The following is a 14,484-nucleotide window of genomic DNA, read 5'->3' as shown; positions in this document are numbered from 1 at the left end:
AACGTAGACGTTCTGAGGCAGGACCACCTTGCGCGAGTAGCCGCCCCCAGCCCCGCCCCACCAGCCGGTATAGGTTGAGCCGTCATCTGTCGCGCCGTGGCCGCCACCCGCGCCCACGCACTCAATCGTGAGTGTCTGCGCTCCTGAGGGAGCAGTCACGAGCTGAGGGGCGAGGAGCGCGCCGGAGCCTCCGTTGAAATCCTGAACCAGCGGCGCGCGCTTGCCGCCGAAAAGGCATGCGGTAGCGAAAGGTAGCACTAAGCCACCGCCTTGCTGATGGTGCAGTTGATTACCGGCGTCGCAGCGTCGACTACAACGTAGGCGATAAGATCCACTGCACCGGCCGTTGTGGTCAGAGAGGGAGCGCCGCCCGAGAATTTCCAGGCCGACCCAAAGGCCAGCGTGCGGCTTCCCGTGGCATCCTGGGTGATGCGGATCAGACCACTCTGGCCTTCCTTCACGTTCGTTGGGTTGGCGAGCGTTCGGTTGCCGCCGAGCGTGACCTTGGCGTTCAAGAAGTTCGACATGTCGACCGCGATGGTCGCGGCATCCGCCAGCGGAACGAACAGCGAGGCGTCGTAGAGCGATTTCGAAGTCAGGTATTTGGCGTCGTCAGCACCGGCGCGGATGTCAGCACCGGTTCCCTTCGTCAGGGTGGTGCCGTTCGCGCCGGCCGGGCCTTGGGCACCCTGAGCCGCCAAGAGCATCCACTTGGTGGGGCTCGAAGACGGCGTGTTGCCTTGGTTCGCGGCGACCAACGAGATGTAGCTCGCGGCCCCGTCCGTCACGACGTCGTTGACGGCGTAGGTGGAGCCGGCGGCGTAGACCCCCCTCGGGGTGAACCCTTGAGCAACCGGAGTAGACCCGGTGTCTTCGTCGAGCGAAAACACGACGGTGACGCCCGTGGCGTCCCCCTTCGCGCTGATGTAGTCGCCCGGCTGGAGGGCGATGGGTTTGCCCCAGGTCTTGTCCAGGCCAGCCCCGAGGGTGAACGGGACGTCGACGGGGGTGCCGGCTGCTGCCTGATAGACGCGCAGGGTAATAGTTCGGGTGGCTGCGGTCGTGTTGACGAACACGAGACCGAAGACCACGACCTCGGCACCCGCGCCGCACTGGGCGACGGTAGCGAGGCTGGTGGTGAGCGCCAGAGCGCCCGACTTGGTGGCCATTAACTTCCGAAGAGGAGGGCGGCCTTCTTAGCGACGCGCTTGGCGTACACCTTGGAGGCCAGGGTTGCAGGGTCGAGCCCGACGACAGCCACGGCGGCGTCTCGGGCGGCTTCGGCGGCGGCCTTCGCGGCCTGGGCGTTGGAAGCATGGGTGCTGGCGGTGCTCGCCGACCCAGCGGCGTTGGAGGCCGCAGTCTCAGCGGCTCCCTTCGCGGTCTCGGCGGCGGTCTTGGCCGATGCCACGGAGGCCTGTGCGGCGGCGGCGGCGGATGCCGAGGAGGAGGCGTTACCGGCGTGGGTTCCGGCCTGATCCCGGTAGGACTGGGCCAGATTGCGCGCGGCTTCGGCTGCAGTCTGAGCAGCGACAACACCGTTGGAGGCGGCGACCGCTGCGGCGGTGGCCTGCACAGCGGCGTTCTTCGCGGCCTCGGCCTGAGCGATGGCGGCCTGGGCGACAGCCGCAGGGCCGACCACCATGTCGGCCAGGAGGGCCGGGCACTCGACCAGCACATCCTCGTCCTCATCGAAGGGGAGAGGGTACTTGCCGTTCCCCTGAGGACCGCCGGTCGGCGTGCCGGTAACCCAGGTCGTCCATTTGCCGTCCCGCGTCTCTGCCCAGTCCAGCAGCGCGGAGATCCGAGCCGCCAGAGTGGCGCTGGAGGTGGGGACGGTGTCAGTCATCGGCCGCCTGGGTGGCTTCAGCCGCGAGCTGCTGTCCGAGCTGGACGCCGCGGAGCTGCGCGCGCACGTCGGCAAGATCCTTGAGGTACTGGTTGAGCGCCTCCTGGGTCACCGCGACGGCGCACAGGAGTTCTCGCTGCTTATCGAGCAGCGCGTTGACCGCCGAGGAGGCGGCCGGCGTCTGGGTCATTGGGTGTCCATGTCGGAGAGCGTGGGGATATTCAGCGGGTCCACGTCAGCTTCGAGAGCGTGGACCACCTCGCCGGGGTAAAAGGCCTGCCGAGGCACGTCGTCTGTCGGACAACGGCCCCAGCGTTTGGCTTCCCCGGAGGTCTCGTCGAAGACGACGTAGGGGGTCACTTCTTGGTCTCTAGGAGGTTGAGGGCGCGGGACTGGAACAGCACGCCGGACGACAGCGAGGCTGATGTGGCGCAGCTTGCGGCGACCTCGTAGAAGTTCCAGCCGGCTGGCGGACTGTCATTCAGGATCACAGCCTGGAGACCGCCGGGGAGTAGGTAGTTCCCCTCGTTCATCTTCATGGCCACGCCGCCCCGGACGGACTGCACGAGGCTTCCGTTCCGATACAGGTTGATGGTCACTAGATCGACCTGAGAGGCTGCGCTGTTGTTGTGCGCCCATGTGACAGGGTTCAGGTAGTACGACAGGCTGATCTGCACGCGCCCTCCGTTGGTGGACATACCGACCGACTGGAGGGTCGATGAGCTGCCAGGAGCGCACGTGACGTAGCCGGAAGAGAACGCGGATGCGCCGTTGGTGACGGCGTTGTCGGCGATCTTCGTGGTCCCGACTGACAGGTCGACGATCTTGTTGGCCGTGATCGTGTTGGCGAAGATGTCGCCGGCCACGATGTAGGGCGCGCGGACCACGCCGCCGCTCACCTCGAAGGGGACGATGGGGGTCCCGCCGTTCGGATCGACAATGGCGAACCGATTGGCGACCACGGTGAACGAGCCGCTCGACCCGTTGTTGTTCTGCAGGAACCCGGTGACGTAGCCGTTCACGTTGAGCGCAACGCCGTACTTCACGCCCAGCGCGGTATCGGCCTGCTGCAGCGTCGTGATGCTGGCCTCGGTCTGACCGACGCGGGCGATGACGCCGTTGATGGCGGTCGCACGGGCGGAGGTCTCGTTCGAGATCGCCGTGTTGTTGGCGATGATGCCCGCCTCGGCCGAGCCGATGCGTGACGTCAGGCCGCTAACGGTCTGCGCCAGCGAGGTACCGCCGGATAGCTTCACGATGTTGTCGTTCAGGATGAAGCCTGCCCCGCTGGGGTCCTCGACGCCCAGGCGCTGGCGGAGCCGCGCCACCGCGCCGTCCGGGCCGATGGTCGCCTCCTGCAGCGTGACTATGCTCGCCTGGGTGCTGGCGATGTTCGTCTGGATGGCCTCGAAGGCCTGAGCGTATGACTGCCCGTTGCCTCGGAAGACCTTGTCTTCACGCAGCACAAGGGAGTCGCCATCCGGCTCTTGGATGACCAAGAGGTCGACCACGGAGGCGAGCGTGCCGGTGGCGTCCTTCACGACCTTCAGCTCGTCGCGGACGACGTTGACGCCCATCTTGAGATCGTGCGTGCGGAGCTGCTCAGCGATGAGCGTGTCGGCCGTCAGGTTGATGTCGTCCAGGCGTTCCTTCAGGTCGGCCAGAAGTTCGTCGGCGAGAACCATCTGGGCCAGCTCGTCCATGACGGCGGCCGGGTCGGTGACGATCCCGAGGTTGTTCCCTAGACGGATCTGGGCTTCCGACAGGCTCGACTTGTAGAGGTCGAGGATCTCCTGCTGGCTGAACAGGACTTGGCGGGTGGCCTTGTTCAGGTCTTCCTGGGTGAGGACCGCGCCGTCTTGGAAGCTGACTAGGGCGCGGTCGATAGGCGTCTCACGGCGAATGGTGATGGCAGTCCCCGCCCCCACAGGGTTCACGAGCCTGATGCGGGACTCGTTCACCCACTGGTAGGGGACGGGGCTGTTGTTCGCCGTGACCTTGACGTGGTCAGGGGCCAGGTATTCGAACGTGACGTCGAACTCTCGCTGGTCCACCTGAGCCACATAGGACACGTGGGTGAGGTACATTTACTCCTGAGGTTGATCCTCAAGGTCGAGCGCGGCGCGAAGCGCGTCGATCTCACCTTGGGCGTCCACACGGGAGAGACCCATGTGCTTGGCGCGGTGCAGCGCCCGGCGGTCGGACAGACCCCTCGCCTTCACCTCCTTACGGAGGGCGGCGGCGGCAGTCCGCTTGACCACGTCGCCCATGTAGAACTCCGAGCGGGGGTCCTTCATGGCGCGGTTGGCCAGGGTCCGGTACTTGGACATCAACTCCTTGACCGTCTGAGCGCGCTGCTCGTCCGGCCAGGACTTGTACTCGTCCGTCTTGATCAGATCCCTAACGGCCTCCTCCATGTTCATCCCGGTCCTCGGGTGACGCCAGAGCTGGCCCTGGACTTCGAGGATGCGGGCGAACTCCTGGGGCTCCACACGCTCACCGTTGAAGGTGCGCGGCGGGCGGGCCAGGGACAGGTCCACAGTCTGACCCAGGCGGGCCAGCTCCAGGGCCATAGGGTCCTTCGAGCGGCTCGTGTGGTTCAGCGCCTGGAACGCGCCGGTCTCGCCCTCTTGGCGAACCAAGGGGCGGCCGAAGGCGTCCCGCATGGCGGGAAGACGCTGGGACAGACCGGGCGTCAGGGCTTCGAACTGTTCGAGAACACTGTGCGCCTCGCGGCGGACAGGGTCGATCTCCTGAGCGGTAGACCGCAGGAGCGAGGACAGGGGGACCATCGACATGAGGGTGGTCGCGAGTTGCTCCTCGGTGCCTCGCGCCCTTGACTCCTCCGACCCGCCCGGCGTCTTCCCGAAGAGGGTTGAGTCGAGCTGGTGGAGGCCCTGGAGCGTTGTCTTGTTCAGGATGTTGTTCGAGATCGCGGTCAACACCGCGCCGACCAAGGCCTCGCCGGTCTCTTGGTCCGGCTGACGGTCGCCCAGGATCTGAGCTAGGTCAGCCACGAGACCAAAAGGTTCGGCGAACGGCGAGAGAGGAGAGAAGTCGATCCACTCGTTCCCAATGCGGATCGAGTACGGACGGACGCCGTCTTGACGCTGGGCGTTGCGACTATCGCCGCGCCCGCCGACGAGGTGGCCCCTCTCATACAGCGCGAACGCCGTAGTCATCAGGCCCATGCCCATCACCATCTTGGCCCAGGCGATATCGGCCTCGGCACCGCCCCGCTCGATGGCGGAGTTCAGCGCGTCGGCTGCGCCGGTCAGGGCCTTATGGTTGGCCAGGATCGAGAGCGGGGTGCGGTCGATCAAGCCGGCCTTAATCAGCGCGGCCGGGGTCTTCAGGAACGGGGCGTAGAAATACTTGATGACGGGCCACGCACGTAACGCCTCATCCAGCTTCTTGGTGCCAGGGCCGACCTTCTGGAAGGCCAGCTCCTTTGCGTGGTCCTCGGCCAGCTTGCGGACGTCCAGGGACGCCAGCACGCGGCTCATGTCCTCAGCCTTGGTGCCGGAGGCGAAGGTACCAGCGGCGTCCTGGCCGGTGTCGGCGAAGAACTCGCGAGCGGCCTTGAGGGCCTCGGCGGTGGGCTCCTGGCGGACGGCGGTAAGCACGTCGGCGAAGACCTTGTTGGCCGCCGCAGGGTCCGCCTCGCGGGCGGCCCGGTAGGTCGCCTCGCGCACGGCCAGCGCGTTGAGCTGTGCGTTCCGACCGAGGGTCTTCGTGAACTCGTCCATGGCGATGGACGGGCGGAAGCCCAGCGTCCGGGTGGCGGAGAAGATCCCCCAGGCCAGCATCTCAGGGAGATTGCGGACAGGGTCCTTGTGCCACTTGGCCCAGCGGTCGGGGTTCATCTTGAACGGGACGTTGTGGAGCGTCTTACCGCCCAGCACCGACGACGTGTCGACGTCGGCTCCTGCATGCTTAAAGGCCTCCAGCCCAGCGACGAAGGCGTCGCGCAGAGCGCCCTTCATCCCTGCCGCGTAGGCGTTAGCCTCGCGGAATGTCACCCGGTCGGAGCCTTGGCCCAGCGTCCGCAGCGTGCCAACGCCTGCGGCGACATAGCGCTCGGCGAGGTTCAACGTCGTGAAGGACACGGAGCCGAGGAGGTTCCGAACGAACGACTTCGGCGCGGACAGCAGGCCGCCCGTGATCAGGTAGCCGGCGTAGTCCATGAAGCCCAGCTCGCGCGCCTTACGGATCTCGTCCTTCAGGCCGGCGGTGCCCTTCTTCCGGTAGACCCCGGACATCCGGTCGAGGATATCCTTCAAGCGGGTCGGGTCGATGTCGCCGTTGCCGCCCATGCTCTCCCTCAGGAAGTCCATGGCGGCGTTGAGGTCGTTCACGGCCCGGCGCTTCTGCCGCGCCATCTTCAGCACGTTCAGGGCACGGCCCACCTCGGACGCGGAGCCGGCGGCCATGGCGTCCATGAGGGCGGCCTCCTGAACCCCGGCGGCCAGCTTGGCGACATCCTCGGCGTTGACCTGTCCGGCTTCCACGCGCTGCTTCATCTGGTTGATGTGGCGCACGAGGTTGTCGGCATGGCTGTCGGCGATGGACTGCAGGGCCACCAGCTTGGCGGCCAGCCCGGCCTCACCGTTCGCCCCGACGATCTGCCCGTGGGCGGTCACGACGTTGGACTGGGTGGTGCCGAACACCTTGGCCGCTTGGTCGACGGCTTCCCAGCTCTTGGAGGCGGTACCAGCCTTCTCGTAGGTGTCCTTGAAGAACGCCTGGAGCGAGGCTTCGAGGTTCATGAACTCGTCCGGGTTGGACGAGAGCTTGTCCCAGTCGACCCAGTCGGGGTTCACGCGGGCGTGGTGGCCGTCACCGATCATACGCGGAGCGCCTTCGGCAACCCAGCGCCCGAAGGCCTGGGCGTGCTCGGGCTTGATGGTCCGGCGCAGGGTTTCGAGGTGCGCGGCGGCGGCCAGCTTGCGGGTGCTGCTGCCTTCCGCGCCCCAGTTCACGGCGTCCCAAGGGTCACCCTCAGGAGCCTTGGCGTCGGCCTCGGGACCAGCCTTGGCGACCTTGATGGGCTCCAGGCCGGTGGTCTCTGCGTGGACGCGGGCGTTGTCGTTGGCGACGCGGAGGTCCGGCAGCTCCTTGGCGGAGAGGGTCGGCTTCGCGACGATGTCGGCGGCATCCAGCTCGGCCTTGAAGTGGGCGTCGAGCGGGGCCTCCGGGTGGATCTTGGGGGCCTTCAGGTTCTTGACCGCAGCGGCGGCTTCGCCCAGGCCCTGGAAGCCAGCCCCGGCGAGGCCGGAGAAAGCGGTCTGCTTCAGGTCGATGCCGTCTTGCAGGCCGCCATCCACAGCCGTGGTCTGACCGACGATGTCCGCGCCCGAGGCGACAGCGCCTTGGACCAGCACGCGCTGGAGGACGGTCTCGCCGCCAGTCAGGTAGGACGTGGGGTCCAGCGCGGTCCCGGCCAGGACGCCCAGGAGGGCGGCCCCGCCGTGGGCGGCCTTACCGGCCAGCCCACCATCCGCCTTGTAGAACGGATCAGCGTGGGACTTGGCGGCGAACTCGGCGCGGCGCTGGCGTTCGGCGTCGTCCACGGCCTTGCGGGTTCCGGCCTTGACGGTGTCCGCGAACTGACCCGCGACGGAGAACCCAGCGCCGCCAGCGGCGATGCCAGGGACGGCGTTCAGGGTGTCGGTGACACCTTTCTGCACCGCCTCCTTGACGGAGCGCGGCTGGCCTGGGGCGAGCTTCACGGGCTTTCCGGTGACGGCGTCGAACAGTTGCCCGACACGGTCAGCAGCGTCGATGGCTTGCTGGACGGGGGCGAACGCGCCCTTCAGGCCCAGGAGCGGATTGGTGAAGCGAGACCGGGCGAACTCGACCAGGGGCTGGGTGTTCACGGTGTTGGAGACGTTGTCCCCGAACCGCTCCAGCACGGAGCGCTTTGGCCCAGCCCCGGTCTTGTTCATGGCCCAACCGAGGACCGAAGTCCGGGCGGCCTGGGTGTCCTGGCCCTTGCCATAGCGGCGGTCGAGGACCCGCTTGATGACGTCCTGCGAGGTCCCTTCAGGGAACTCGTGGACCGCCCCATCGGGGCCTTCGACGGTGATGCTCATGGCTTACTTCAGGTTCCCCTGGTTGTCGTATTTGAAGGTGGTCTTCTTGGTGGTCGGGGCCGGCGACTTGGCGACGCCCGCGACACGCGGACCCCACGTCTTCGCCACAGCGTCAGCGGCGGCGGAGGGGCTCTCGCCGTTCTTGACGCGGTTGCGCCATTCGGCCTTGGCCTGGATGAACATCCGGGCGCTGTCAGGGTCGACCACGCCGTCGTCGCTCTCGACCGGGAGGAGTTTCCCGAGCAGCCACTTGCCGTCCGCGTAGTCGTCCTTGGAGGCTCCGCCACGCTCCGTCTCGTCGGCCGTCTGGCTGTCATGGGCCGTCGAGCGCATGAGGCCCAGGTACGCCTTTGCGGCGGCTCGGCCGGTGCCGAGGCGACCGTCGTGGAACATAGCGGTGGCGCGGGCGCGCACGGCTTCGTAGTTGGGGTGACGCTTGGCCAGCTCCAGCTCCAGCTTGATGACCGCGTCCTCGTTGGCTTCGCCGTCGAGATGGTCGTCGCGTAGGCGGGAGAAGGCGCTTCGGAGACCGATGGCCTCCTGGCCGGTGAACAGGCCCTTGGCGACGGCGGCGTCGATCTCGCCTTCAACCACCTGTCCCTTGTTGGCCGCCTCGTACCACTTGAGGGTCAGGGCGTCCTGCTGCCGGTCCTTGTCCTCCTTCTGCTTCTTCTTCAGCAGACCCTCGGCCTGGACGAAGGAGTTCTCGACTTGGAGCTGTTCCTCCGCCGACAGGGAAGGCGTCTTGCCATCTGCCTGCTTGGCGTCGAGGAGGTCCGAGAGAAGCTCGGGCCGCGGGTGGTCTGGGTCCAGAGCCACCGCCGTGATGGCGTGGCGCACGGTTTCCTTGGCGACGGCCGGGGCGATACCGGCTTCGATCAGCGGGCGGATGCCGGCCTCGAAGTCCACGGGCTTGCCGGCCTGGATGTCGGCCGCGACGGTGGCCGCTCGGGCGTCCACCATCTCCTTGTCGGCGCGAGCCTTGATGCTGGCGTTTAGCTTCGCTTCGAGCTGGCCGGCGAACTTCATCGTCCCTTCGGCCACCTTCATCCGAGCCTCGTTGGTCGGGTAGATGTCCTTGGCCTGATTGGCGTGTTCGGCGACCGAGTCCGTGATGAACTTGTGGATCTCGTCGAGGTGGGCACCCTGGTTGACCATGGAGGTCACCTTGGTCTCGATGTCGGTCTCGAAGGCGGACTGCTTCTGCTCGGCGCTGACGTTGTAGTAGGCGCGCTGGTAGGCGACGGACTTGGCCTTGGCCGGATCGAGAGCCTTCCCCTGGACAGCATCGAGACCGCCATCGGCGGAGTCCTTGCGGTTCTGGATCTGGGTCTCGACCTTCCTCAGGTCGACGGCGCTGTCGACCACCTTGTCCACCAGCCCGAGGGCGCGGCGGACCTCGTCGACGGAGTCGCCCCTGAAGGCGTTCCGCATGTCAGCCCGGACGATGGCGTCAGGGGCCTCGACGATCCGCCGGTTGGGAAGGACGGAGTCGCGGTTGTTCGTGATGCGGTTCTGGGTCGTCTGGCGACCCTGCACCGTGGAAAGATCCGGCATGGGTTATCCTGCAGCGGCGGCTTTGGACGTGGCGGAAGCGCCCGCGTAGGCGGCACCGCCGGCCATGGCGATGCGGAGACCGGCACCGACGAGGGTCGGCTGCTGGATGCGCGAATACATGCTGTTGGCTTCAGCCCGGACGCCGCGCTTCTCGGTCTCAGCGTTGAGGTTGGTGCGCTCGTTCGAGAGCTGCTGCTGCATAACGGTGTCGGCCAGGAGGCTCTCGACCGAGCCGGTCAGGGAGAGCCCGGCCTCGCCGGCCGCCACCTTGATCTTGGCCTGCTCGCGCCGCGCCGCGCGGGCGCGGTCATTCAGCTCGGCAGTCTGCTTGGTCTCGATCTGCTGCTCGCTCTCGGCGAGCTGGGCGGTGATGGCGGCCTTCTGGTTCTTGGCGGCCTGGACTTCGGTGATCACCTGGGTCGCCGTGGAGACGACCGCGATGGTCGCCAGGGTGACGGGGTCACACATCGGGGTCGTACCTTGCGAAGATGAAGAAGAGGCGGCCCTCGCGTCCGTAGTCAGGGACAGCTTCGAGCAGCCGGAAGCCCGACCAGCGAAGCCACTTCATGGACTTCTCGTTGCGGGCGTCGATGTGGTTCCAGAGGCAGGCGTATCGCTGATGCATCTGGCGGAGGTAGGGGACGGTGGAACGGGCTATGGAGATCGCCGTGCGGCGCTCATCCATGAGCGGGGTGCCCATCATCCAGACCAGACCGGACCCTGCTGGGCCGGCCGGGGCGCAGCCGAAGACGGCCACGGGAATGTCGTTGGAGGTGATCACCCAGGCCATGTCGGAGAGCATGACGCTGGTGGTCAGGGACAGGAGCGGGTCCATGTCCGAGGTCGCTGCGATCTCGTCCAAGTCGGACGGACGCAGGTTCTCCGCGAGAACCTCCATCCAAGCAATGGTCTGCTCGGGGGAGGCCTCGCGGAGGCTGTGGTATTCGATCAAGCGCGGTTCCAGTAGAAGGCCAGCCACTCAGCCGCGACGAACGTCGAGGCGACATGGGAGTCGTTGCTGATGCTGACGGTCGCCTGGGCGGCGTCGCCATAGACCTGAAAGGTGTAGTCCCCGGTGTGGAGGACCGGCCTGTTCAGGATCAGGTCGGCGGCCCCGACGATCTTCCCTGAGAACTCAGCGAGCTTCGCAGGGATGACTTCCTCGGAAACGGCGTCCAGGCCGTAGGGGGCGACCTCGGTCTTGAAGTAGCCCGTGCCCTGGTAAGCGACCGTCATCGTGCGGAGCTGCAGGCGGCCGGAGGTGATCGCCGTACCGTCAGAGCGCCGAGGGAACTGCTGGCTGAACTTGAAGCGCAGCTCGTACTTGTTCCCACCGAAGACCGAGTAGCCGGTCTCGTTGCCAGGGACGCGCAGCGAGGTGGCACTCAGCCACTCGTAGCTCGCCGGGTCGATCAAGGAGCCGGGTCGAGTAGCCGCGCCAGACCCACGCACCAGCCGGAATGTCGACTGCGTGGGGGCATAGGGCAGCGTGAAGGTGGTCTTCTGGGTGCCCGAGACATACGCCCCGGTCAGCTCCGTGCGTCGGTCGAGGTGGACCTGAAGCGGCGCGTTGGCGGGCTTCGAGCCAGACTGGAGCGTGACCCGTTCAAGGAACAGGCCGTCCGCTCGGGAGACCACCAGCACGAGCTGGCCGGCGATATAGGTCGCCGACAGGATCTTCACGCCCGAGCCGAACTCCCAGTAGTGCCACGCGGACTGCGCCTTCTCCGAGCTGGAGAGCCAGTAGAACTGGTAGGCGTAGATGCGCGACGGAGCGCCGTCCGTGAGGACGAAGAGGGCGTTCATGTCCTCCGCCGGCACCAGCTTCGAGACGCCCGCCGGGATAAACCGGGGGACGTGCGCGGTGATGTCGGAGGCGGTCGTGGCTTCGGAGTTACCGCTGATCAGCGAGTATTCGCGGACGGCGGCGTAGCCGCTCCGCTCGACGCTGAAGTAGACCTCGGACCCGAGGGTGGCGAGGCCGGCGCGGGTGTTCACGTGGTAGCTCGTGACCGGCTTGATGGCGATGCTGGTGGGCGACAGGCCCGCCTCGCCGTTGGTCATCGAGAACTGCGTCTGGTCGGACGTCAGGATGATCCCCTCGTTCCATGGCGCGGCGTCGTAGAGGATCGAGACCTGGGTGGTGGTCGCCGAAACGTCGATGACGTCGCTGTCGAGGTAGTCGAGGATCGTCATCCGCCAGAAGTTACCGAAGTCCCCGGCGCAGGAGAGGACGGCGTTCTCGTCGTAGAGGAAGGCCAGTCGGTTCTGGTAGAAGAAGACCTTGCGGATCGTCCGGCCGATGAAGCCAGGGTTCGGGTTCGAGTCCCCGTCGCCGACCCGGCGCGGAGCCCAGGCGAACGGGATGAAGCGGAACGAACCGTCAGCCCGGCGGACCAGGGCGTGCGGCATGGTACCAGGGTCGATGGCGTTCTGGATGCCGGGAGCCACGCACTCATCCCAGACGCCGCTGGAGTAGCGGACGTAGTAGGAGATGAAGTTCGTCTCGTCGGTGCCCGCGACCTTGTAGATCGCGCCATTGGCCGCCGTGGAGGGCAGCTTGTCGAAGGCCTGAACGGTCCCGGTGAGCGTCCCTGTGGGGTTCGGGTCGTACTGGTAGTCGCCGCCGGGGCCGTAGGACACGCCGTTATCATCGACGCCGTGCGTCCGGTTCAGCCACGCCGCGGCGCTGGAGGCCACTTGGTCCTGGCCCACGGCCAGCATCGAGCAGACCCGCTTGCGGTTCACGACGAAGGTGTAGTCGGCCACGGTATACATGGCGACGTCGTTGGCCCAGTCGGTGACGTCAGACAGGTAACCCCAGCCGTTGGGCGCATAGCACGGAGCCTCGACGCCCGTGTTCAGGTCGAACACGCGGATGACGCCGCCGGTCGCGATGGCGATGTGGCGTTGGCTGGCGTCGCGGTTGATCTCGTGGACCAGGGCGTTGGCCGGCGCTGACGGCAGCAGCTTGGCGACATGCTCGGTGGGGGCGCGTTTGCCCAGGCCGTCAGCGATGGACGGCCACCCGTTGACCAGCTCCTCCAGTTGGCCCTTTGATCGAACCAAGGCCGACTGCTGGGAGACCCCCTCGTACAGAGCCGGGAGGTTGTCGGTCATCAGGCCCACTAATCGGTGACCCTGGTGCCGCGTCGACCACTACGGTCGTAGGCGCGTTGGAGCTGAGGGTTGGCCTCGAAGAGATTGGTGTCGCGCGTGCGGCGCTCGTCGCGGATGAGGATGGCCCAGGCCTTCTCCTCGTCCTCCTTGTTGTAGCCGTCCAGTTCGGCGGACCCGATGATCCGCTTCTGGAACTTGCGCGCGGCGGCGATGGCGATGAAGTAGCGGGCGCTCTCGGGGAGGTCTTCGTAGGCGAAGCCCCAGGTGATCTCGAAGTCGACCGAGGTGGCGAGGTTCCACGTCAGGTTGGTGGCATCCCAGATACACACACCCTTCGTTGGGTGGCGGCGCTGCACCAGCTTGGCGCGCGGGTCCATGGGGGTGATCCGCAAGACACCCGAGGGGACGGCGATCTGGCCGCCGACGTCAGGCGAGAGGCTGTAGCCTCGGTCGGTGTTGAAGGCGAAACCGTAGAGCTGGACGAAGCGGTTCACCTTGGCCAGCTCGGCCTTGGCGATGTTCACGTCTTGGATGCCGCTGACGGACAGCGTGTTCACCGGGGCCTGCCCGATGGACATGAGCATCTCGTTCACCGCGTCCAGTTCGGTGAGAGGGGTCAGTAGGGTCATTGGCTCCGGGGAGGATGGGGCCAGTCCAGGGTGTCGAACCCTGTCCGCTCAGCTTATGGGGCTGGCGTCCGCCCGGCGGTGACTGGCAAAAACAAAGCCCCCCACAGGCTTTCGCTCATGGGGGGCTCGGGGTTGGCTTAGGCCGTCTTCAGCTCGACGGCGCACTTCGACCGCAGCGGGTCGGTGCCGACCATCAGGCGGGCCAGCATCAGCGTGCCCTGCTTGTCCGGCTGGTCGACGATCTGCGAGGACAGACCTTGGACCTCAGCCGTGGCCACCGCGTAGGGGGTCCACAGCGCGCCGACCGTGGTCGAGAAGTTGGCGCGGTACTTCGCCGGGATGGCGGCGTTGGCCGAGTCGTTCGTACCGAACGGCGTCAGGTTCGACTTCAGGATCGTGATCCCGTCGATGGTCTGGAGCGCCATGTCGCGGATGGACGAGGTGCCGCCGTTGTAGTCCTTGTTCAGGTTCTTGTCCGAGCGGGCGACCATGTACCACAGCGACGTCGGCAGCACGGCGTAGACCGGCTGGGTGTCGATGGGGACATCCTTCAGGTCCATCTGCTCCTTGCCCGCCGACAGACCGTTGATCAGCGTCGAGGCGTCGGTGCCGTAGCCGGCGTTGGTCAGGACGGTGCCGCCCTGGTCGCCCGTGAACAGCGCGCCCGAACGGGCGGCCTGGACCACGCGACGCATCACGTTGGTGTCGTAGAAGCGAGCGAGGGCTTGGCCCAGCTCCGCCGTGTACGGCGCACGGACGTCGTAGTGGTTCAGGATCTCGTCGATGTCCGCGACGAACACGTGCGAGATCAGCTTGTCATCCGGCGACACCACGATCTCGGTGTGCGGGATCTGGTTGCCCAGGATGTCGGTGCCCGGCGTGTGGTAGGCGACCGAGGTGCGCCACGTGGCCGGGAAGCGGAACTGCTTGCCCTTCTCCAGGGTCTTCACCATGTGCTTGTCGCGCATGATGGTCGTGGTCTCGAACGCGGTGGCGACTTCGCCGCCGTACAGATCGAGAAGCAGCTCGTAGTTGCCGCCGCTACCGCCTTGCTTGATACCGGGGCGGTTAGGGGTCGAGGTAGTCATTCTATGTCGTGGTCTCTAGTGGAAGGGGTGGGTGGTCCCTTGGCCTCAGAGTCCATGCGTGGTCGGGTGTCCGTCGTCAGAAGTTTTGGGACAGCCGGGCTGCGGATTTAGTGGAGGGTTGGCCTCGTCTGGGGTTGAGATTTAGG

Annotated in this window: 12 protein-coding genes; all 12 read right to left on the bottom strand. The window is 66.5% G+C overall.

Going from position 1 to position 14,484, the window contains the following annotated elements:
• Nucleotides 1–257 precede the first annotated feature (257 nt).
• The 12 genes from DI526_RS05750 to DI526_RS05695 all read right to left on the bottom strand — a co-directional run bounded on the left by DI526_RS05750 (nucleotide 258) and on the right by DI526_RS05695 (nucleotide 14,338).
• On the bottom strand, nucleotides 258–1,169 hold the full coding sequence (locus DI526_RS05750; protein ID WP_304275221.1) for a hypothetical protein: 912 nt from the start codon (nucleotides 1,167–1,169) through the stop codon (nucleotides 258–260).
• Entirely contained in the window at nucleotides 1,169–1,849 is a 681-nt protein-coding gene (locus tag DI526_RS05745; protein ID WP_304275219.1) for a hypothetical protein, read from the bottom strand. Before DI526_RS05745 ends, DI526_RS05750 begins: the two co-directional genes overlap by 1 nt.
• Nucleotides 1,842–2,039, bottom strand: a complete 198-nt coding sequence (locus tag DI526_RS05740) for a hypothetical protein (RefSeq protein ID WP_304275216.1) — start codon at nucleotides 2,037–2,039, stop codon at nucleotides 1,842–1,844. The genes DI526_RS05745 and DI526_RS05740 overlap by 8 nt, the downstream gene beginning before the upstream one ends.
• The gene (locus DI526_RS05735; protein WP_304275213.1) at nucleotides 2,036–2,209 is read right to left on the bottom strand and encodes a hypothetical protein; all 174 of its coding nucleotides are present in this window, start codon (nucleotides 2,207–2,209) and stop codon (nucleotides 2,036–2,038) included. Before DI526_RS05735 ends, DI526_RS05740 begins: the two co-directional genes overlap by 4 nt.
• Nucleotides 2,206–3,936 (bottom strand): phage tail fiber protein, encoded by a 1,731-nt coding sequence (locus DI526_RS05730; RefSeq protein WP_304275211.1) that lies wholly within the window; start codon nucleotides 3,934–3,936, stop codon nucleotides 2,206–2,208. The genes DI526_RS05735 and DI526_RS05730 overlap by 4 nt, the downstream gene beginning before the upstream one ends.
• On the bottom strand, nucleotides 3,937–7,944 hold the full coding sequence (locus tag DI526_RS05725) for a hypothetical protein (RefSeq protein WP_304275209.1): 4,008 nt from the start codon (nucleotides 7,942–7,944) through the stop codon (nucleotides 3,937–3,939).
• Between the two features lie 3 nt (nucleotides 7,945–7,947).
• Entirely contained in the window at nucleotides 7,948–9,501 is a 1,554-nt protein-coding gene (locus DI526_RS05720) for a hypothetical protein (protein WP_304275206.1), read from the bottom strand.
• A gap of 3 nt (nucleotides 9,502–9,504) precedes the next feature.
• Nucleotides 9,505–9,969, bottom strand: coding sequence for a hypothetical protein (locus DI526_RS05715; protein WP_304275203.1), 465 nt, complete (start codon nucleotides 9,967–9,969; stop codon nucleotides 9,505–9,507).
• Nucleotides 9,962–10,453, bottom strand: a complete 492-nt coding sequence (locus tag DI526_RS05710; protein WP_304275201.1) for a hypothetical protein — start codon at nucleotides 10,451–10,453, stop codon at nucleotides 9,962–9,964. Before DI526_RS05710 ends, DI526_RS05715 begins: the two co-directional genes overlap by 8 nt.
• Nucleotides 10,450–12,621 (bottom strand): hypothetical protein, encoded by a 2,172-nt coding sequence (locus DI526_RS05705; RefSeq protein ID WP_304275199.1) that lies wholly within the window; start codon nucleotides 12,619–12,621, stop codon nucleotides 10,450–10,452. Before DI526_RS05705 ends, DI526_RS05710 begins: the two co-directional genes overlap by 4 nt.
• Before the next feature lie 8 nt (nucleotides 12,622–12,629).
• On the bottom strand, nucleotides 12,630–13,250 hold the full coding sequence (locus tag DI526_RS05700; protein WP_304275196.1) for a hypothetical protein: 621 nt from the start codon (nucleotides 13,248–13,250) through the stop codon (nucleotides 12,630–12,632).
• 137 nt (nucleotides 13,251–13,387) lie between these two features.
• Entirely contained in the window at nucleotides 13,388–14,338 is a 951-nt protein-coding gene (locus DI526_RS05695; RefSeq protein WP_304275194.1) for a hypothetical protein, read from the bottom strand.
• Nucleotides 14,339–14,484: the final 146 nt, after the last annotated feature.

It is taken from the genome of Caulobacter segnis (genome assembly GCF_003243465.1).
Classification (GTDB): Bacteria; Pseudomonadota; Alphaproteobacteria; order Caulobacterales; family Caulobacteraceae; genus Caulobacter; species Caulobacter segnis_A.
The sequence above is the reverse complement of the archived record's forward strand: the minus strand, read 5'-3'. Positions and strand labels throughout refer to the sequence as shown.